This is a genomic window from Aeromonas ichthyocola, from assembly GCF_046087985.1.
GTDB classification, from domain to species: domain Bacteria; phylum Pseudomonadota; class Gammaproteobacteria; order Enterobacterales; family Aeromonadaceae; genus Aeromonas; species Aeromonas rivipollensis.
Genome location: NZ_JBJSWH010000001.1, coordinates 602,383 through 620,677, shown reverse-complemented (window position 1 = coordinate 620,677; position 18,295 = coordinate 602,383). Strand labels below are relative to the sequence as shown.

Below are 18,295 nucleotides of genomic sequence, written 5' to 3'. Positions count from 1 at the left end.
GTTGATCCAACGCAAAAAAAGTGGAGGGTTGTTGGTCAGGAGCTGATGCAGGGCATTCTAGTGCGTCGGCACTGGATTGATGTACCAATTTTATTTGATATATCAAAATTTAATGCTGCTTTTTGTCATTCAAGCCACTTTTATTGATAGGGATCAAGGGGAAAGGAGGGGCTCGCCACTAGATTTCGATCCTCGATAATCTTATCAGGAGCGCACTTTGGAACTCTTATTCGTCTTGCTCGTGCTGATGGCCGTGGTCTACGGCATCGTCAAGGATTACAACCCGCAGGCGGTGCTGGCGCTGGCAGGCATGGCCATCTTCGCGGTGGCCTACTGGCTGGGGTTGCACCCCATACTGCCTGCCGACAAGAGCACGGGGTTCGCCCTGTTCGACCTGTTCGAGGTGTTCAAGGGGATCTTCTCCTACCGGGCGGCGGGGCTTGGCCTCACCATAATGGCGGTGGCAGGCTTTGCCACCTACATGTCCCACATAGGCGCCTCCCAGTCCCTGGTGCGGGTGGCGGTCAAGCCGGTGGCGGGCATCCAGTCCAGCTACCTGATGCTCTCCATCTGCTATCTGGTGGCGGTCTTCGTGTCGCTGTTTGTCACTTCCGCCACCGGCCTCGGCCTCTTTGCTGATGGTCACCATGTACCCCGTGATGCGCAACCTCGGCATCAGCCCGGCGTCGGCCTGTGGCGTCATCGCCACCTCCCAGGCGTTCGAGATTGGCCCGACCCAGACCAACGCCATCTTCTCCGCCGGCCAGTCCGGCATGGATCCGACCAGCTACTTCGTCGACTACCAGATCTGGCTGGTGGCCCCCATGCTGCTGGTGACCATGGTGCTGCACTTCTTCTGGCAGCGTCACTGCGATCGCCTGGATGGCTGGGATCCCGCCCTGCACAGAGGCGATCCGGCCGAGCTGGACGAGCAGGGGAAGGAGGAGGTGCTGGCGCCGACCTGGTATGCCCTGCTGCCCATCATCCCCTTCGTGCTGATGATGACCTTCTCCAAGCTGCTGGTGACCAGCATCAGCGTCAGCGTGGAGGTGGCCATGCTGCTGTCGGTCTTTATCGGCATGCTGTGCGAGCTGCTGCGCACACGCTCGGTGCGCACCGCCATGGCCGGGCTCTCCAGCTTCCTCGACGGCATGGGCAAGGTGTTTGGCCCGGTAGTGGCGCTCATCGTCTGTGCCGAGCTGTTTGCCGAATCCCTCAAGGCCATAGGCGCCATCGATACCCTGCTGCACTCTGCCAGCAATGCCGGGATCGGCAGCGGCCTGATGACCCTGGTGATGGTGGGACTCATCATGGTGGCGGCCGTCATCATGGGCTCCGGTAACGCGGCCTTCCTGAGCTTCTCCACCCTGGCGCCAGCGGTGGCGGCCAAGTTCGGGGTGCCGGCGGTGACCATGCTGCTGCCGATGCAGCTCGCCTCCAGCATAGGCCGCACCGTCTCCCCCATAGCGGCAGTGCTGATCGCCTGCGCGGGGATCGCCAAGGTCTCCCCCTTCGTGGTGGTCAAGCGCACCTGCGTGCCCATGGCCGGCGCCCTGGTGACGGCGCTGGCGCTCAACTATCTGCTGTTTATGTAATGGCGGGGCGGGCGGCCAGGCTGCCCGCTCCATTCACTCTGCGCAAGGGCGAGGCCCGACCTTTTGCCCTTTGGAGACGATGATGACAGATCCTCGCAACGCTTTTTCCCTGGACGCCTATCTGGCGGAGCTGGCCCCCCTCATCAACCTGGATTGCGGCACCCGCACCCCGGCCGGGGTGGCTCGGGTGGCCGACATCCTGACCGAAAAATATGAGGCCATCGGCTGGCAGGTGGTGCGCCACCAGTTTGCCCCCGAGTGCGGTCCCTGCCTCGAGGCAACCAATGCCCCGGGGGCGGATCACTATGACGTCATGCTGGTGGGTCACATGGATACCGTCTTCCCCGAGGGGACGGCGGCCAAACGCCCGCTGAAAGTCGAAGGCAATCAGGCCTTCGGCCCCGGTGTGTCGGACATGAAGAGCGGCCTGCTCTCCACCTGGTATGCCCTGAAGGGGATGGACCCGGCGCTGCTGGCCAAACTCAAGGTGCTGGTCTGCTGCAACTGCGACGAGGAGATTGGCTCCCCCTGGTCCAGGGATTGGCTGGTAGCCAAGGCCAAACAGAGCGGCTGCGTGCTGGTGGCCGAGGCGGCCCGCCCCAACGGGGATCTCATCAGCGCCCGCAAGGGCAATGCCAAGTACCGCATCCGCTTCCACGGCAAGGCCTCCCACGCGGGCTCTGCCCTGGCGGAGGGGGTCTCCGCCATTACAGAGCTCGCCCATTGGGTGCTGGCCATCAACGAGCAGGTTAACATGGAGACGGGCACCACCATGAACGTGGGTGTGGTACAGGGCGGCACCGGCGTCAACGTGGTGCCGGACTTCGCCGAGGCCATAGTCGACCTGCGCTTCTGGAGCAATGACGAGGCTGCCGCCGTGCACGAGCGGCTCGGCTTTATGGCCAACAACCCCTTCCTGCGGGGTTGCCGGGTCGAGGTGGATCGCCAGAGCTTCAAGCCGGCGATGCGCCCGAGTGGCGACACCGAGGCGTTGATGGCGCTGGTGGAGGGGGCCGCGGCAGACGAGGGGATCTCCTTCAACTGGCTGGAGGCGGGGGGCGGATCTGATGCCAACTTCACCGCCGCCGCTGGCGTGCCGTCCCTGGATGGCTTGGGTCCCATGGGGGGCGGTTTCCACTCGGAGGCCGAGTTCTTGCTGCTGGGTAGCATTGAGCCGCGCATCCGCCTGTTGCAGCGGGTGCTGGGCAAGCTGGCGAAATAGGTCGGTGTGCACGGCAAGCAAAACGGGAGGCCATCGCCTCCCGTTTTTTATGGTTGCTCGGTGGGCACAGGCTCGTCCTGGGCCAGATAGGCCAGATGATCCTGGCGCGCCAGCTGCCAGCCATCGAGGCGCAGCGAGGCGGCAAAGCCCGGGCCGTCAGTCACCATGCTGTGGTACTCCCCCTGCTCGCCGCAGGCATCGAATCCCTCGCGCTCGGCCAGTTGTTGTAGCTCGCAGAGGGTGGCGGCATCGAGGGTGCGTCCAGTCCACTCGGGGGCCAGTATCCGGGTATCGACGCAGGAGAGGTGGGCGACTATGCCGCGTGCCAGCATATCCGCCAGCAAGGCTTGGCGAGATTGCTGCCAGAGCGGGGTGTGGACGGTGAGCCCCAGCGGCTGGCAACGCTCGCGGATCCAGTTTGGCGCGCCCCCCACGCTGTCGATATCGCCGGTCACCACCCCATCGAGGGCCCACTCCTGCTGCAAGCGGCTCAGCGCCGTCTCATAGCCCTGCTCGAACGGTGCTTCTATGGTGACCAGTAGATGGGGCAGACCCAGGGCCGCCGCCTGACGGCGCACCAGTGGCAAGGGGTGAGCGAGAAAGCGAGGCTTTAGCGGTGCAAAGGTGGCCAGGGCCACCACCTGATGACCCGCATCGCGGGCATGGCAGAGGGCCAGCATGGCATCTTTGCCACCGCTCCAGAGCAGGATGACGCGAGACATGGGGGAGATTCCTGTGGTGAAAGAGGGATCACATGCTACCTAGCGGCGGGGGCGCAGGTAAAGCCGCAGCGGGAAATCGTGACAGGAATTGACCGAGGGGAAAAAAGAGCAGGCCCCCAAAGCGGGGGCCTGTCTGGCAATGGCGTGCTAAACGCGACTGCGATTAGAGCAGAATGGTGGTCAGCACATAGCCCAGGGCGCAGGAGCTGCTGACCCCGATCAGCCCCGGAATGATGAAGCTGTGGTTGATGATGAACTTGCCGATGCGGGTGGTGCCGGAGCGGTCGAAACCGATACAGGCCAGGTCGCTCGGGTAGGTCGGCAGCACGAAGTAGCCGTAGCTCGCCGGCAGGAAGGCGATCAGCAGTTTCGGCTCAACGCCCAGTGCCAGACCCATGGGGGCGATGGCGGTCAGGGCGGCGGCCTGGCTGTTCACCAGCTTGGAGATGAGGAAGAGCACCAGGGCATAGGTCCAGGGCTGGGCCTGTACCACGTGGGCCAGGGTCTCTTTGAGCAGCGGCATGTGGGCCTGGAAGAAGGTCTCGCTCATCCAGGCAACCCCGAACACGGAGAAGATGGCGACCATGCCTGCCTTGAAGACGGCGCCGTTGGAGATATCGCCCGGCTTGACCTTGCAGCGCATCAAAATGATGGCGCCGGCGATCAGCATCATCATCTGGATCACCAGGTTCATGGAGAGGGGGCCTGTCTTGTCCTTGATGGTGAACACCGGACGCAGACCTTCGTTGGCACCGAGCAATACCACGGCGGCGATGGCGGCGAAGAAGATCCAGGTAGACCAGTAGGCCTCTTTCGGGAACTTGGTGTTGAGCAGGGTTTCACCGCCGCCATAGACGAAGGCGCGCTGCTCCGGATCCTGGATCTTGGCCTGGAACTCCTCATCCTTGTCCAGATCCTTGCCGCGGCGCAGGCTCCACAGGGCCGCCATGACCACACCGGTCAGGGAGGAGGGGATGGCGATCATCAGGATGTCGAGCAGGCCGTAAGCCTGACCTATGCCGTGACCGGCCGCCAGAATGGAGACCATGGAGACCACGGCAACGGAGACTGGGGAGGCGCAGATCGCCATCTGGGAGGCAACAGATGCCACGGCCATGGGGCGCTCGGGACGGATGTTCTTCTGCAGCGCTATGTCGGCGATGATGGGGAACATGGTGTAGACCACGTGGCCGGTACCGCACAGGAAGGTGAGGGTCCAGGTGGTGAGGGGCGCCAGTATGGTGATGTACTGGGGGTGACGGCGCAGCAGACGCTCGGCCACCTGCATCATCAGGTTGAGGCCACCGGCGGTCTGCAGGGTGGCGGCGCAGCCGATCACCGCCAGTATGGTCAGCATCACCTGCACCGGCGGTTCGCCCGGCACCAGGCCGAACACGAAGGTCAGCAGGAACAGACCTATGCCACTGATGAGACCCAGTCCCATGCCCCCAAAGCGGGTACCCAGCAGCAAGCAGCCGAGCACCACCAAAAATTCCATCAAGATCATTCCATTACCTCGTGTGATTGAATCCATGTCCGCATCGGCCCTGGGGCCCGGGAGCATCTGTCGTTATTTGCCCCTAAAGGGTTGGTGGGTATTCTGGCACCCCTAAAGGGGTAAAAAATTGAGGTGGTTCAATAACAGACTCTTTTCCGATTTAAGTGCATAAAAACTATGGATATGCCCTTGAACAGGGGCGATCGGGAGGGTGGCAGGCAGGGGAAGAAGGTGGTGGGATTTATTCGAGGATCAGGATGAGAGGCGGGGGGCCACAGCCGGGAGAGCAGGAAATAAAAAGCCGACCCAAGGGTCGGCTTTTGCACGGTGCGAGTCTGGCTCGGCGCGTCTTAGAACTCGGCGGTGCGAGGGGTACGCGGGAAGGGGATGACGTCGCGCACGTTCCCCATGCCGGTCACATAGACCACCAGACGCTCGAAGCCCAGGCCGAAACCTGAGTGCGGCACTGTGCCGTAGCGACGCAGGTCGCGATACCACCAGTAATCTTCCTTGTTCAGGCCCATTTCGGCCAGACGGGCATCCAGCACCTCGAGACGCTCCTCACGTTGGGAGCCACCGATGATCTCGCCGATCCCCGGGGCCAGCACGTCCATGGCGGCGACGGTTTTGCCGTCGTCGTTGAGGCGCATGTAGAAGGCCTTGATGTCTTTCGGGTAGTTCTTCACCACCACAGGAGACTTGAAGTGCTCCTCGGCCAGGTAGCGCTCGTGCTCGGAGGAGAGATCGATTCCCCAGGAGACAGGGAACTCGAAGCTCTTGCCGCAGTTCTTCAGCACCTCGATGGCGTCGGTGTAGTCAATCTGGGCGAAGTCGGAGGCGACGAAACGCTCCAGACGGTCGATGGCGTCCTTGTCGATGTGCTGGGTGAAGAACTCCAGATCGTCACGGCGCTCGGTCAGCACGGCATTGAAGACGTATTTGAGCATGGCTTCGGCCAGGGCTGCGTTGTCTTCCAGGTCCGCGAAGGCGATTTCCGGCTCCACCATCCAGAACTCGGCCAGATGGCGGCTGGTGTTGGAGTTTTCGGCGCGGAAGGTCGGGCCGAAGGTGTAGACCTTGGACAGGGCGCAGGCATAGGTCTCGACGTTGAGCTGACCGGAGACGGTCAGGAAGGTCTCCTTGCCGAAGAAGTCCTTGTCGTAATCCACCTTGCCTTCAGGGGTGCGCGGCAGGTTTTCCATGTCCAGGGTGGAGACGCGGAACATCTCGCCGGCGCCTTCGGTGTCGGAGGCGGTGATGAGGGGGGCGGCAATCCACAGATAGCCTTCTTCGTGGAAGAAGCGGTGAATGGCCTGGGCCAGGCAGTTGCGCACCCGGGTCACGGCGCCGACCACGTTGGTACGGGCACGCAGGTGACCCTGCTCGCGCAGGTATTCGATACTGTGGCGCTTGGCAGACATGGGGTAGGTGTCCGGGTCTTCGACCCAGCCTACTACCTTGACGTCGGAGGCTTGCAGCTCGAAGGCCTGGCCGCTGCCCTGGGAAGCCACGACCACACCGGTCACTTCCACTGAGCAGGCGGTGGTCAGACGCAGCACTTCATTCTCGTAATTGGCCAGGGTATTGGGAACGACGGCCTGTACCGGATGGAAACAGGAGCCATCGGATATGGCCAAAAATGAGATCCCCGCCTTGGAATCGCGGCGGGTCCGGATCCACCCTTTCACTGTCTGGGTGGTGCCAACCGCATACTTACCGGTCAGCACATCTACTACGGATGCGTGCGTCATCGAAATATTGTCTCCAGCTTGTTCTTGCAGCGCTATTTGCAACACTAGGGGTCTGGCCCGGGCGTGAGTGGCCCACCATGGCAGACTAAGCCGTTAATCTTACCCGCGCGGGTTTGATAAACAAGCAAAAATGTCGGACCCTTGCGGGGTTTTCCCCATGAATCTTGCATGGATCCGGTCGGTTGGGCAGGGGGTGAGAGTGAAGGAACGCAGGCGGGGGGCGGATGGCTGGATACGGGTACTCCAGGGGCTGGTGATCCTCTGCTGGGGCGGCTTCATCGCCCTGCTCGGCCTCTATCACCATGCCCGCCCCGATATTGCCTACGGCTTTCTGGTCTATGGCGGGGTCAAGGTGCGCGACTATTGGGATCCTGCCTTGACCCCCTGGTTGGTGCATGGGCTCTGGGGGGGCTGCCTGCTGACCCTGGGGGTCTTGGCGCTGGAGCGCCGACGCAGCCGACGGCAAGAGGATGCGCTGCACGTCAACCTCTTCATCCTGCTGTTGATCCTGATCGCCAGCCTGCTGTTCTATTACCTGGCGTGATCCGCCGGCTTGTCGTCCTGTGACGAGGGGGCGGGGCGCTTGCCGAGCTGGCGCTCCACGCTGTCGAGCATCTGGTTGTAGGCGAGTGCCACCCGGCCTATCTCGTCCCCTTCATCCCCCTCCAGTCGGTGACCGAAGTCATGCAGGTCGGTGGCCTCTTCCATGGAGCGGGTCAGCTGGTTGAGGGGGCGGACTATCCAGGTGCGGATGACCCAGAGGGTGAGCAGCAGCCCCAGCCCGAAGATACCGGTGAGAATAAGTGCCGAAGTGAGGATGTTCTGCTCGACCCGGGTAAAGAGGGTATCGAGGGAGTAGTCAAAGCGCACCGCCCCCAGCACCGTATTCTCCGGCACCTGGTGACAGCTGGTGCAGTCGGTGCCGCGAAAATCCGTCTTGGCCAGCAGGGGGCGGGTCACCACCAGCTTGCTGTGGGTGCCGTCGTGCACCACCTCCAGGCTCCCCTTGCCCGCCAGGGCCAGGGCATCGAATCTGTCCTTGGGGGCCTCGGTCTCGCGACCCGCCCCGTACTGCTTGTTGATCGCCGCTCCGCGCACTATGCGGGCATCTTCCACGTGGGCATGATCGAGGAACTTGGCGCGCAGGGTGTCGCGGGCCTCCATCTTGCCGGTCAGCATCAGCATGTTGAGGCCGTCGAAATAGGCCTCGGTCTGCTCGCGGCTCTGCTCCTTGATGAGGGTCAGGATGAGGTCGCGCTCGCGCACCGCCTGATAGGCCGCGGAAAACACCAATACCATGGAGAAGATGAAGAGCAGGAAGAAATTGATCTTGGCAGTGATGGAGAGGCGCATGGGAAAGGTACATCTGTTGGGTAAAACCCGCGCAGTCTACTCCCCTCGCCAGCCGGGTTCTGGTGTCTCGCTCACATTCTGATGAAAAAGAGCCAAAAGACCCTGCATTCTCATGCAGGGCCTATTCATCCAGACTCAGAATTCGCCGCTGGCGATGGCCTCATGGATGGCGCGGGTCAATACCCGCAGCTCCTCGGGGCTGATGACGAAGGGGGGCATCAGGTAGATGAGCTTGCCGAACGGGCGGATCCAGGCTCCAAGCGACACGAACTTGCGCTGGATGCGCGCCACGTCCACTCGCTCCTTCATCTCTACCACGCCGATGGCGCCGAGTACCCGCACGTCGGCCACCGCCGGGTTGAGGGTCAGCTGCACCAGCTCGGTGCGCAGCTGATGCTCGATGGCCTGTACCCGTTCCTGCCACGGGGAGGCCAGCAGCAGATCGATGGAGGCGTTGGCCACCGCGCAGGCCAGTGGATTGCCCATAAAGGTGGGGCCGTGCATAAAGACCCCAGCCTTGCCGTCACAGATGGTGCGGGCGACCTGCTCCGTGGTGAGGGTGGCCGACAGCGTCAGGTAGCCGCCGGTGAGCGCCTTGCCCAAGCACATGATGTCGGGGCTGATCCCCGCCCAGTCGCAGGCAAACAGCTGGCCGGTGCGGCCAAAACCGGTGGCGATCTCGTCGGCAATCAAGAGCAGGCCGAACTCGTCGCACAGGGCGCGCACCCACTGCAGGTAGCGGGGATGATAGAAGCGCATGCCGCCCGCTCCCTGGACTATGGGCTCCAGCACTATGGCGGCTATCTCTTCGTGGCGATCGGCAACCAGCTCCGCCAGCTCCACCACGCAGCTCTCGTCCCACTGGGCGTGGAAGCGACAGCTCGGGGCGGCCACGAAATGGTGCTCCGGCAGGAAGCCCTTGTAGAGCTCGTGCATGCCGCCATCCGGGTCACAGACGCTCATGGCGCCGAAGGTGTCGCCGTGATAGCCGCCCCGCAGGGAGACAAATTTGGCCCTTGGCGTCCCCTTGGCGTGCCAGTACTGCTGGGCCATCTTGAGTGCCACCTCCACCGCCACCGACCCCGAATCCGCCAGAAACACCCTGTCCAGCCCTTTTGGTGTGATCTCCACCAGCTTGCGGCACAGCTCTACCGCAGGGGCATGGGTCAGACCGCCAAACATCACGTGGGACATCTTGCCGAGCTGGGCAGTGGCGGCGGCGTCCAGCTCCGGCACCTGATAGCCGTGGACGCAGGCCCACCAGGAGCTCATGCCATCCACCAGTTCACGGCCGTCGCTGAGGGTGAGGGTCACCCCCTTGGCGCTGGCCACTTCATAGCAGGGCAGGGGATGGGTGAGGGAGGTATAGGGGTGCCAGATATGGTGCAGGTCGAATTCTTGATTGGTCATTTTGTGTTCTGTTGTCAATTGGTTTGATCTGGTCGGTGTTGACAGTCTACGCGCGCTCTCTACACTAGCCAACAATTTCAGCCACTTGGCGCCAGGCCTCACAACGAGGAGGTCGGCCTGTGGCGGCTTTTGCGGTCCTTCATCCCAGGATGGCGGCGCAGGATCCCACTTATAACAACTGGAAGCCATGTATGAATGCTCTCACCCTGGGCGGTCACGCCCTTCGTCACGACTGGACCCTCGCCGAGGTTCAGGCCCTGTTTGCCCTGCCATTCAACGATCTGCTGTTCCAGGCCCAGACGGTACACCGCGCCCATTTCGACCCGAACGAGGTGCAGGTGAGCACCTTGCTCTCCATCAAGACCGGCGCCTGCCCGGAGGATTGCAAATATTGCCCCCAGAGCGCCCGCTACCACACCGGGCTCGAAACCGAGCGGCTGATGGAGGTGGAAAAAGTGCTGGAGCGGGCCCGCGAGGCCAAGGCCAATGGCTCGTCGCGCTTCTGCATGGGGGCCGCCTGGCGCAACCCGAAGGAGAGGGACATGCCCTATATCCTCCGCATGGTCGAGGAGGTGCGCGGGCTGGGGATGGAGACCTGCATGACGCTGGGGATGCTGACCGCGGATCAGGCCGCCCGCCTCGGCGCCGCCGGCCTTGACTACTACAACCACAACCTCGATACCTCGCCGGAGTTCTACGGTGACATCATCACCACCCGCACCTATCAGGACAGGCTGGATACCCTGGAGCACGTGCGCGGCGCCGGCATGAAGGTGTGCTCAGGTGGCATCGTCGGCATGGGGGAGCAGGCCAAGGATAGGGCTGGCCTCTTGATGGCGCTGGCCAATCTGCCGCGCCACCCGGAGAGCGTGCCCATCAACATGCTGGTCAAGGTGAAGGGGACGCCCCTGGAAAACGAGGAGAACCTGGATCCGTTCGAATTTATCCGCACCATAGCGGTGGCGCGCATCATGATGCCGGCCTCCCATGTGCGCCTCTCCGCCGGGCGGGAGAAGATGAACGAGCAGATGCAGGCCATGTGCTTTATGGCGGGTGCAAATTCAATTTTTTATGGCTGCAAGCTCTTGACCACCCCCAACCCCGACGAGAACAGCGACATGCAGCTCTTCAAGCGGCTCGGCATCCGCCCCGCCCAGCGCGCCCAGAAGCCGGATCAGGTTCAAGAAGAGGAGCTGCTGGCCGAGGTGAGCCGCCAGAGCGAGCCGACCGAGATCTTCTACGATGCCACCCGCCCCCGCGCAGGTGCCGTTCGTTCATGACTTCCTCTGTTGTCACAGGCCCCTTTGCGCTGGGGGAGGCCCTGGCCGGGCGCGAGCAGGCGGCCCTGCTGCGCCGCCGCATCGCCACCGATGGCTCCACTGGCGCCAGGCTGGTGGTCGATGGGCGCGACTACCTCAACCTCTCTGCCAACGACTACCTGGGGCTGGCCGATCATCCCGCCATCAAGGCCGCCTTCAAAGCGGGGATCGACCGCCATGGTGCGGGCGCCGGCGCCTCGCCCCTGGTAACCGGTTACAGCCGTGCTCACCAAAAGTTGGAAGAGACGCTTGCCGACTGGTTGGGGGTGGAGGCGGTGCTGCTGTTCAACTGCGGTTTTTCCGCCAATCAGGCGGTGCTTAAGGCCCTGCTCGGCAAGGAACATCTGCTTTGGCAGGACAGGCTCAACCACGCCTCCCTGCAGGAGATGGGCAGCCAGCTCCCCTGCAAGATGAAGCGCTTCGGCCACAACGACATGACCGCGCTCGCGCGTCAACTCGAACCAAACCGTGGCTTGATCGTCTCGGAAGGGGTCTTCAGCATGGACGGGGATCAGGGCCCCTGGCGCGAGCTCGCAACCCTCGCAGCCCAAAGCGGTAACTGGCTGATGATCGACGATGCCCACGGCCTCGGCGTGCTGGGGCCACAAGGGCGCGGCACCCTGGCGGCGCAAGGGGTTGATCCTGCCAGCGTGCACATCCAGATGGGAACCTTTGGCAAGGCGCTCGGGGTCGCCGGTGCCTTCGTGGGGGGCAGTCGCGAGCTGGTGGAGTACCTGGTCAACTTTGCCCGCCACTATGTCTACAGCACCCATATGCCAGCCGCCCAGGCCTGTGCGGTCAGCAAGAGTATCGAATTGGTACGCGCTGCTGATGATGCCCGCGCTCATCTTGGCCAGCTGATCGCCCGTTTCAGGCAAGGAGCACAGGCGTTGGGCTGGCGGCTCGGTGCAAGCGAGACCCCGATCCAGCCCCTGCTGGTGGGGGAGAGCGCCGCTGCCCTGCAACTGGCCCAGCGGCTGCGGGATAGCGGCGTCTGGGTCAGCGCCATTCGCCCGCCCACTGTGCCGGTCGGCACGGCGCGCCTTCGCATCACCCTGAGTGCCGCGCACCGAGAAGAGGATGTGGACAGCCTGCTCGACGCCTTGGGCCCTTGCCCGCCAGGTGCTGCTGCCGAGGGGGCTTACCATGCATGAGCGTTTTCAAACGGTCGACAAGGCGCAGCTTGCCCGCCGTTTCGGCGCCGCCGCTCGTCATTACGATGCCCATGCCCGCTTTCAGCAGGAGGTGGGTCAGGCGCTGCTGGAATGGATGCCGAGCAGGCCGGTTGGCACTGATCTGACGGTGAGCGGGCTGGATCTGGGCTGCGGCACCGGCTTTTTCTGCCCAACTGGCGAACCGTTGTCACCAGCTGGTGGGGCTGGATCTGCCCCCGGCATGCTGGCGCAGGCCGCCTTGCGTGGCAGCGGCGCCCGCCTGCTCTGCGGCGATGCGGAGCAGCTTCCTTTCGCCGATAACGCGTTCGACTGGATTTTCTCCAGTCTGGCGCTGCAGTGGTGCGAGCGTCCGGCCCAGGCTTTCGGCGAGCTGCTGCGGGTGGTCAAACCGGGCGGCCAGATCTTTTTCTCGACCCTGCTCGATGAGTCGCTCTGGCAGTTGCGAGCCGCCTGGCAGCAGCTTGATGGTCGCGCCCATGTCAATCGCTTCCTCAGCCTGCCACAATTGGAGCAGGCGCTGGCGAGCGCCGGGGTATCTGCTCCCGAGCTGCGTTGTATCACCTGGGATCTCGCCTATCTTGAATTGCCGCAGCTTGTTGCGCGATCTCAAGGGGATCGGGGCCAATCAGGTCAATGACAATCAGGGGAGTGCCGCCCCGGCCGGTCTGAGCGGTCGCGCCAGATTGCAGCAGCTGGCTCAGGCCTATGAGGCGTTTCGCCAGCCCGATGGTCAGGCTGGTCGCCAGTTATCGGGTGTGCCTCGGCCAGCTCAGCAAGCCTCTCTGAGCGCCGGGAATCGCAATGTGTGCAGGGCGCGTGTGCCACTCCCTGCCAAGGAGAGAACCGTATGAAATCATTCTTTATCACCGGCACCGATACCGATGTGGGCAAGACGCTGGTCGCCCGCACCCTGCTGCTGAATTCAGCGCACAGGGCATCAGCGCTGCGCCGGCTACAAGCCGGTCTCCGCCGGCTGTGCCCGCACCCCGGACGGGCTGCGCAACCTGGATGCCGTTTGTTGCAAGGAGGCGGCGAGCCTGCCGCTGCCCTATGAGGTGGTCAATCCGTTCGCCTTATGAGCCGCCGATTGCGCCCCATATCGCCGCCAGCGAGGCGCGCCAGCCTATCACCATGCAGGGGTTGTCGAGACGGGCTGCGCCAGATTGAGCAGGCCGGTGCCGAACTGGTGGTAGTGGAGGGGGCGGGGGGCTGGTTTCTGCCGCTGGATCGCAAGCATCTGCTGTCGGACTGGGTCAAGCAGGAGAACATGCCGGTGATCATGGTGGTGGGGGCCAAGCTGGGTTGCCTCAACCATGCGCTGCTCACCTTTGCCGCCATTCGCAATGATCAGGGGCTGCCGGTGGCGGGCTGGGTCATCAATCGGCTGTGGTTCCATGAGCCATTATCAGGAAAATCTGGACACCTTGAGGGGCTTGCTGCCGCCCCCTTTCTGGGTGAAATTCCGTTTATAAACAATCCGCTTGAGGCCGATCTGCGCGGGCGTCTCGATATCTCGCCCCTGCTCTGAACCCGACATTCAGCAAACATTCATCGAATCTGTCTATGATCGGGAGCAGGTGTGGTATCAGGTCGATTGTGAACTGGCCCGAACCATGCATCTATATCTCACAAGGAGTCAATATGAAGCGAATTATGCTATTCCTGGTGACCAACCTGGCCGTCATGCTGGTGCTGGGGGTGGTACTCAATATCCTGTTCTCGGTTCTGGGGATCAACAAGTCCAGCATTTCCGGTCTGTTGGTGTTCTGTGCCGTGTTCGGTTTTGGGGGTTCCTTTATCTCCTTGCTGATGTCCAAATGGATGGCCAAGCGCAGCTATGGCGTCCAGGTCATCGAGCAGCCCCGCAACGAGACAGAACACTGGCTGGTGAGCACAGTTGCCCGTCAGGCCCGTGAGGCTGGCATCAAGATGCCGGAAGTGGGGATCTACGACTCTCCCGAGATGAACGCCTTCGCCACAGGTGCCCGTCGTGACGACTCCCTCGTCGCCGTCTCCTCCGGCCTGCTCTACAGCATGAGCCGTGACGAGGCGGAAGCCGTGCTGGCCCACGAGGTGAGCCACGTGGCCAACGGCGACATGGTGACCCTGACCCTGATCCAGGGGGTGGTGAACACCTTCGTGATGTTCTTCGCCCGCATAGTGGCCGGCGTCATCAGCAACTTCTTCAGCTCCAACAACAGCGAAGAGAGCAGCAGCTCCGGTGGCTTTGCCTACATGATCACCGTCTTCGTGCTGGAGATGCTGTTTGGCGTGCTGGCCTCCATGATCGTCATGTGGTTCAGCCGTCAGCGTGAGTTTCGCGCCGACGCCGGTGCCGCCAAGCTGGCCGGTCGCGACAAGATGATAGCCGCGCTGCAGCGCCTCTCCCGCGGTGCCGAGCCGCAGATGGAAGGGGCCATGATGGCCTTCGGCATCAACGGCAAGCGCTCCATGAGCGAGCTGTTCATGAGCCACCCGCCCATAGAGCAGCGCATCGCCGCCCTGCGTCAGGTTTTTTAAAGCTTGAAGTGCCCCATCTCCTTTGGCGCAGCACCCGTGACAGCTGATTGCCAGAGGGAGGTGATGTTGCGACGGTGGAGACCACCTCGTTGGCGGCGGTCGAGAGGGTGTGGGGTGAGGGGTGAATCACCGGTGAGGTTGGAGGCGTGATGGCTGCCTCAGGGCCAGCCGTTGTTGACCGTGTTCTCCATGCTGCGGATGCTCGAGGCATCCGCCCCGCTCTGGATCTTGCTGATCATCCCGGTGATTTGCTGGGTGATGGCTGGCCAGATTGCGCACCTCGTCGGCCACCACCGCAAAGCCGCGACCCTGCTCACCGGCCCGCGCCGCCTCGATGGCGGCGTTGAGAGCCAGCAGGTTGGTCTGATCGGCGATACCGCGGATCACCCGATGATCTCCGAAATCTGCTGGGTATGACCGTTGAGCTCGGAGATGGTGCTGGCTGCATCCCCCACAGTGGTGGAGATATTCTGGATGCTGTCCAGGGTCTCTTTAATGACCCCGGAACCCTCCTCCAGGGTATTGGCGGAGACCTTGCTCAGCTCGTCGGCATGGGTGGCGTTGTCGGAGAGGTGGCTGATGCTCACTACCAGCTCCTCGATGGCGGCGGCCATGGTCTGGGTGCTCTGCTGATAGGTGGCAAACTGGGCGGTCTGCTCGGCAATTTGGGCGATGCTGTCGGCAGAGCTCGGGACAGCTCTTCGGTGGAGTGGGAGACCTTGGCGATGATCCCCTTGAGGGTGGTTTGCATGCCGCCGAGCAGGCCGATCAGGCTCTCTTTGGAGCCTGCCGGCACCTTGATGGGGCGCGAGAAGTCCCCTTCCGCCAGGATGGAGATCGGTCTTGAGCTGTTCGACCGAGGTGCCGACCAGGTCGAGCAGGGAGCGATAGGTGCGCCAGAGGAAGAACATCAACACCAGGCCGAGGGCGATGAAGAGATAGCGCAGCATGGCGGTATTGGCTGGCGCTCTCGACCGCCTCTGGGTTGCGGTGCTTCCATCATCACGTAGAAGTCATCGATGGGGGACATGATGCGCCCCTTGTTCTGGTGATAGGCCTTGTCATGCATCATGGCGATGGCTTTTTGCTGGTTGGCGGCCGGATCGCCATCGCTCTGCTGCACCAGCTTGAAGGCGGCGACCTCGGTGTTGACCAGGGCATCCGAGTTGTTTTTGGCCTCGTTGAGCTTGGCGAGCTCCTCGTCGGTGAAACCGGCATCCTTCATCAGGTCGATGAGGCCACGGCGAACATTGCTGTCGGGGCGGGTTCTGGCCGTTGGCGGCGACAAGTCCCAGTAGATACGGTTGTAGCCATCCGGTCTGGCTGTTCGCCGTTGCGAATGGCCAGGATCCGCATGTACTGCTGCTCGTAGGCCGGATCCTTGGTGATGACATAGGTGCGGCCGAGTCGGGTCAGATCATCGGAGGATTGGCGCAGTTCATCGGCCAGCAGGTAGGATATTGTTGTCGATAACTCTCTTCCAGTTGTTTACCCGCCCAGCTGTAGGCGAAAAACACCAGTGACAGCAGGATCAGGGTGATGACGGATAGCAGCAGGTTGAGCTGAAAGGCGGGCTTGTTCTGTTCCATGGTATGGGCGTCCTTTCCCTATGGATGAGTGTCGTATGGAGCATCGCCAAGTCAATGGCTGGCAAGGCTTTTTGCTCTGAGAGTATAGGAAGGGGAAACTCACTGATGAAGGCCGGAGGACAAATTAAGGGCGGGTCAGGTGAAACAAGGTGAGAAAAAGATGACCGGGGTCAATTCCCCGGTCATCTGGGTGGGTGAGTTAATGCGGACTCACCTTATTTGGATGACAAGGTCGGTGAGCGGCACGGCGCAGCAGGTGAGGATCTTGCCCTCTGCCCGCTCGGCGGCGGTGATGGCGGGGGCATCGGGGTGATCCACCTCGCCCGAGACCAGCGTCTGTTTGCAACTGCCGCAGATGCCGGCGCGGCAGCTCCATGGCAGCTCTACACCTTGCTTGTTGGCCTGATCCAGCACAGTGCCCTGATTGTTGCCGGTAAAGGCTCTGGCGCCGATACGCAGTTGCACCGCCTGATGGGGGCGAGCCACCGAGAGATGGCGCCGCCAAGCTCTCCTGACGGATCCGTGCGGCTGGAACGCCGAGGGCTGCCACTTTCGCCGCCGCATCGGCCATAAAGCCGTGGGGGCCACAGATAAAGACCTCTTTTTCGGCCAGCCCTTTGATCAGTTGCAGATGCTCATCATTGAGTCGCCCTTGCAGCCCCTGCCAGTGATTATCCGGCTGGCTCAGGATCAGGGTGAGGGCCATCCCCTGCTGCGCCATGGCGTGCAGTTCGCTGGCGGCGGGAATGTCCGCTTCGCTGCGGCACAGGTGCATAAAGTGAACATCTTCCAGCTCCCCGCGTAGCGCAGGGTGCGGGCTATCGCCAGCATGGGGGTGACGCCGGAGCCTGCCGAGAGCAGCAGCAGGTTGCGCTCGGTGCCTAAGTGAAACTCGCCAGCAGGGGTGGCGGCCAGCAGCCGGTCACCCACCTGCAACTGCTGGTGCAGCCAGGGGGAGATACGGCCATCGGCCAGCTTCTTGACGCTGATGCTGTAACGCTCGGGCCTCTCCGGGGTGGAGCTCAGGGTATAGCGGCGCTGTTGCCTTTCCCCCTTGATGTCGAGGCTGATGGGCAGGTGCTGGCCCGGCAGATAGTCGGGCAGGGGCTCGCCGTCGGCGGCCTCGAACCAGAAGGTCTCCAGATCCCGCGCCAGCGGCTCACGGGCCACGCAGACCAGCTCCCGCTTCTTCGGCGCCGCATTGGGGTAGACATGGGGGCGGGCGCTCTCCAGCACCTCGATCTCGCTGCCCGCCTCAATCCAGCCATCATTCAGCGCCACCAGATTCTGGCCGAAATAGACATCCCCATCCTCGCCACGGCGGTAGCGGGTGAGGGTGGCCAGGGGCTCTTTCAGGGCGTTGAAGCGATCCGTGCCCGCCTCCACAGTGGTCATGATGCAGCGGCTGCAGGGCTTGGCCACCAGAAACTCCACCTCGCCGATGCGGATCCGCTTCCAGCCATCCTCCTCGAAGGGGCGGGTGCCGCTCGCCACCAGGTTGGTCCTAAACTGGCTCATCTGGTGCAGCGCATCGGAGCGCAGGTTGAGATCCTCAAGGGAGGCCTGGCTTATCAGCAGCAGCGGATAACCGTCGGCAAAGCTGACCCGGGTGCCGGTCTTCTCGCGAAAGCGGTCAGAGGTTTCACCCAACCAGAGCAGCTGCACCGTTTCCCCTGCCACCCGGCTCAGCCACCCATCGGCTTTGGGCGGTCTGCAGGGCGGTGAAACGGTCGCTCCAGACTCCGGTGGCCCGCGGGGCGCGGCTGAAGTCGACCTCTTGCAAGAGTGAGCGGTTCAAAGCCCGGATAGCGCAGTTGCAAGCCGCCTTCGATGGGGGTGGCCACGATCTGCTGCAGTTGGGGATGGGTACGGGCTGTGATAAAGGTGCCGTCCGGTTTGACCACCATGTAGCGGCGATCCCCTGCCAGTCCCTCTTCGGTCAGCCCCTCTTCGGTAGAGGGCGTCTAGCCTGGGCATCTTCATATCCTTGTGCGGCATGCCTGCCGTCGACCTTGATGGGGTAAGAGGGCAGATGAATGCTGGCGAGCCTTTTTTGCCACGGGCTTGGGCATGTGACCCACGGGTCCTTGTGCTGTGGCGAATTCCAGTGGTGAGCGAGGCATTCAAGAGTGAGGGGGTGA

16 protein-coding genes and 3 pseudogenes are annotated in these 18,295 nt (G+C 62.7%); 9 read left to right on the top strand and 10 right to left on the bottom strand.

Features of this window, described 5'->3' with window-relative positions; genetic code table 11:
• Positions 1–217 precede the first annotated feature (217 nt).
• Both dcuC and ACF2JD_RS02830 read left to right on the top strand, forming a co-directional pair.
• Positions 218–1,595, top strand: a pseudogene (gene dcuC / locus ACF2JD_RS02835) (C4-dicarboxylate transporter DcuC).
• Between the two features lie 82 nt (positions 1,596–1,677).
• Positions 1,678–2,817 carry a M20 family metallopeptidase gene (locus ACF2JD_RS02830; RefSeq protein WP_440986712.1) on the top strand — a complete coding sequence of 380 codons (1,140 nt, stop codon included), beginning with the start codon at positions 1,678–1,680 and terminating at the stop codon, positions 2,815–2,817.
• A 47-nt stretch (positions 2,818–2,864) separates the two neighbouring features.
• Here ACF2JD_RS02830 and ACF2JD_RS02825 read toward each other — a convergent pair whose 3' ends face one another.
• From ACF2JD_RS02825 to asnS, 3 genes are all read right to left on the bottom strand, one after another.
• Entirely contained in the window at positions 2,865–3,539 is a 675-nt protein-coding gene (locus ACF2JD_RS02825; RefSeq protein WP_440986711.1) for a Dph6-related ATP pyrophosphatase, read from the bottom strand.
• A gap of 163 nt (positions 3,540–3,702) precedes the next feature.
• Positions 3,703–5,046 (bottom strand): anaerobic C4-dicarboxylate transporter, encoded by a 1,344-nt coding sequence (locus ACF2JD_RS02820; RefSeq protein WP_025326310.1) that lies wholly within the window; start codon positions 5,044–5,046, stop codon positions 3,703–3,705.
• A gap of 341 nt (positions 5,047–5,387) precedes the next feature.
• Positions 5,388–6,788, bottom strand: coding sequence for an asparagine--tRNA ligase (gene asnS, locus ACF2JD_RS02815; RefSeq protein ID WP_163148604.1), 1,401 nt, complete (start codon positions 6,786–6,788; stop codon positions 5,388–5,390).
• Positions 6,789–6,987: 199 nt separating this feature from the next.
• Between asnS and ACF2JD_RS02810 the strand changes: the two genes are divergently transcribed.
• Positions 6,988–7,332: a hypothetical protein gene (locus tag ACF2JD_RS02810; protein WP_440986710.1), complete on the top strand. Its 345-nt coding sequence runs from the start codon at positions 6,988–6,990 to the stop codon at positions 7,330–7,332.
• On the opposite strand, the gene ACF2JD_RS02805 is transcribed toward ACF2JD_RS02810, so the two are convergent.
• Both ACF2JD_RS02805 and bioA read right to left on the bottom strand, forming a co-directional pair.
• Positions 7,320–8,141: a HAMP domain-containing protein gene (locus tag ACF2JD_RS02805; protein ID WP_025326317.1), complete on the bottom strand. Its 822-nt coding sequence runs from the start codon at positions 8,139–8,141 to the stop codon at positions 7,320–7,322. The two genes, ACF2JD_RS02810 and ACF2JD_RS02805, sit on opposite strands and share 13 nt — an antisense overlap.
• 135 nt (positions 8,142–8,276) lie before the next feature.
• A complete protein-coding gene (gene bioA / locus ACF2JD_RS02800) occupies positions 8,277–9,551 on the bottom strand; it encodes an adenosylmethionine--8-amino-7-oxononanoate transaminase (protein ID WP_440986709.1) in 1,275 nt (424 codons plus the stop codon).
• Positions 9,552–9,742: 191 nt separating this feature from the next.
• Here bioA and bioB point away from each other — a divergent pair, with 191 nt between their 5' ends.
• The 6 genes from bioB (at position 9,743) to htpX (ending at position 14,565) form a co-directional block, all read left to right on the top strand.
• Entirely contained in the window at positions 9,743–10,831 is a 1,089-nt protein-coding gene (gene bioB / locus ACF2JD_RS02795) for a biotin synthase BioB (RefSeq protein WP_139746279.1), read from the top strand.
• Positions 10,828–12,024, top strand: coding sequence for an 8-amino-7-oxononanoate synthase (gene bioF, locus ACF2JD_RS02790; RefSeq protein WP_440986708.1), 1,197 nt, complete (start codon positions 10,828–10,830; stop codon positions 12,022–12,024). The genes bioB and bioF overlap by 4 nt, the downstream gene beginning before the upstream one ends.
• Entirely contained in the window at positions 12,017–12,682 is a 666-nt protein-coding gene (locus ACF2JD_RS02785; protein WP_440986707.1) for a methyltransferase domain-containing protein, read from the top strand. Before bioF ends, ACF2JD_RS02785 begins: the two co-directional genes overlap by 8 nt.
• A 210-nt stretch (positions 12,683–12,892) precedes the next feature.
• Positions 12,893–13,099, top strand: coding sequence for a hypothetical protein (locus tag ACF2JD_RS02780; protein ID WP_440986706.1), 207 nt, complete (start codon positions 12,893–12,895; stop codon positions 13,097–13,099).
• A 33-nt stretch (positions 13,100–13,132) separates the two neighbouring features.
• A complete protein-coding gene (bioD, locus tag ACF2JD_RS02775; RefSeq protein ID WP_440986705.1) occupies positions 13,133–13,573 on the top strand; it encodes an AAA family ATPase in 441 nt (146 codons plus the stop codon).
• A gap of 113 nt (positions 13,574–13,686) precedes the next feature.
• Positions 13,687–14,565 carry a protease HtpX gene (gene htpX, locus ACF2JD_RS02770; protein WP_440986704.1) on the top strand — a complete coding sequence of 293 codons (879 nt, stop codon included), beginning with the start codon at positions 13,687–13,689 and terminating at the stop codon, positions 14,563–14,565.
• A 264-nt stretch (positions 14,566–14,829) separates the two neighbouring features.
• Here the strand turns inward: htpX and ACF2JD_RS02765 are convergent.
• The 5 genes and pseudogenes from ACF2JD_RS02765 to ACF2JD_RS02745 form a co-directional block, all read right to left on the bottom strand.
• Positions 14,830–14,952: pseudogene (locus ACF2JD_RS02765) on the bottom strand (methyl-accepting chemotaxis protein); the annotation flags it as partial.
• Positions 14,949–15,515: a hypothetical protein gene (locus ACF2JD_RS02760; RefSeq protein WP_440986703.1), complete on the bottom strand. Its 567-nt coding sequence runs from the start codon at positions 15,513–15,515 to the stop codon at positions 14,949–14,951. The gene ACF2JD_RS02760 and the pseudogene ACF2JD_RS02765, both read right to left, overlap by 4 nt.
• Complete coding sequence (locus ACF2JD_RS02755; protein WP_440986702.1) at positions 15,476–15,853, bottom strand: hypothetical protein; 378 nt, start codon at positions 15,851–15,853, stop codon at positions 15,476–15,478. The genes ACF2JD_RS02760 and ACF2JD_RS02755 overlap by 40 nt, the downstream gene beginning before the upstream one ends.
• Positions 15,854–15,977: 124 nt before the next feature.
• On the bottom strand, positions 15,978–16,154 hold the full coding sequence (locus ACF2JD_RS02750) for a hypothetical protein (RefSeq protein ID WP_440986701.1): 177 nt from the start codon (positions 16,152–16,154) through the stop codon (positions 15,978–15,980).
• A 210-nt stretch (positions 16,155–16,364) separates the two neighbouring features.
• A pseudogene (locus tag ACF2JD_RS02745) lies at positions 16,365–18,192 on the bottom strand (MOSC domain-containing protein).
• Between the last annotated feature and the right edge of the window lie 103 nt (positions 18,193–18,295).

What these genes read in the sequence shown, in the direction of transcription:
- ACF2JD_RS02820 (WP_025326310.1), bottom strand. Translation starts at nt 5,046, where the DNA reads ATGATCTTGATGGAATTTTTGGTGGTGCTCGGCTGCTTGCTGCTGGGT.
- ACF2JD_RS02780 (WP_440986706.1), top strand. Translation starts at nt 12,893, where the DNA reads ATGAAATCATTCTTTATCACCGGCACCGATACCGATGTGGGCAAGACG.
- ACF2JD_RS02825 (WP_440986711.1), bottom strand. Translation starts at nt 3,539, where the DNA reads ATGTCTCGCGTCATCCTGCTCTGGAGCGGTGGCAAAGATGCCATGCTG.
- ACF2JD_RS02830 (WP_440986712.1), top strand. Translation starts at nt 1,678, where the DNA reads ATGACAGATCCTCGCAACGCTTTTTCCCTGGACGCCTATCTGGCGGAG.
- ACF2JD_RS02760 (WP_440986703.1), bottom strand. Translation starts at nt 15,515, where the DNA reads ATGCTGCGCTATCTCTTCATCGCCCTCGGCCTGGTGTTGATGTTCTTC.
- bioA (WP_440986709.1), bottom strand. Translation starts at nt 9,551, where the DNA reads ATGACCAATCAAGAATTCGACCTGCACCATATCTGGCACCCCTATACC.
- ACF2JD_RS02785 (WP_440986707.1), top strand. Translation starts at nt 12,017, where the DNA reads ATGCATGAGCGTTTTCAAACGGTCGACAAGGCGCAGCTTGCCCGCCGT.
- htpX (WP_440986704.1), top strand. Translation starts at nt 13,687, where the DNA reads ATGAAGCGAATTATGCTATTCCTGGTGACCAACCTGGCCGTCATGCTG.
- asnS (WP_163148604.1), bottom strand. Translation starts at nt 6,788, where the DNA reads ATGACGCACGCATCCGTAGTAGATGTGCTGACCGGTAAGTATGCGGTT.
- bioB (WP_139746279.1), top strand. Translation starts at nt 9,743, where the DNA reads ATGAATGCTCTCACCCTGGGCGGTCACGCCCTTCGTCACGACTGGACC.
- ACF2JD_RS02750 (WP_440986701.1), bottom strand. Translation starts at nt 16,154, where the DNA reads ATGGAACAGAACAAGCCCGCCTTTCAGCTCAACCTGCTGCTATCCGTC.
- ACF2JD_RS02805 (WP_025326317.1), bottom strand. Translation starts at nt 8,141, where the DNA reads ATGCGCCTCTCCATCACTGCCAAGATCAATTTCTTCCTGCTCTTCATC.
- bioF (WP_440986708.1), top strand. Translation starts at nt 10,828, where the DNA reads ATGACTTCCTCTGTTGTCACAGGCCCCTTTGCGCTGGGGGAGGCCCTG.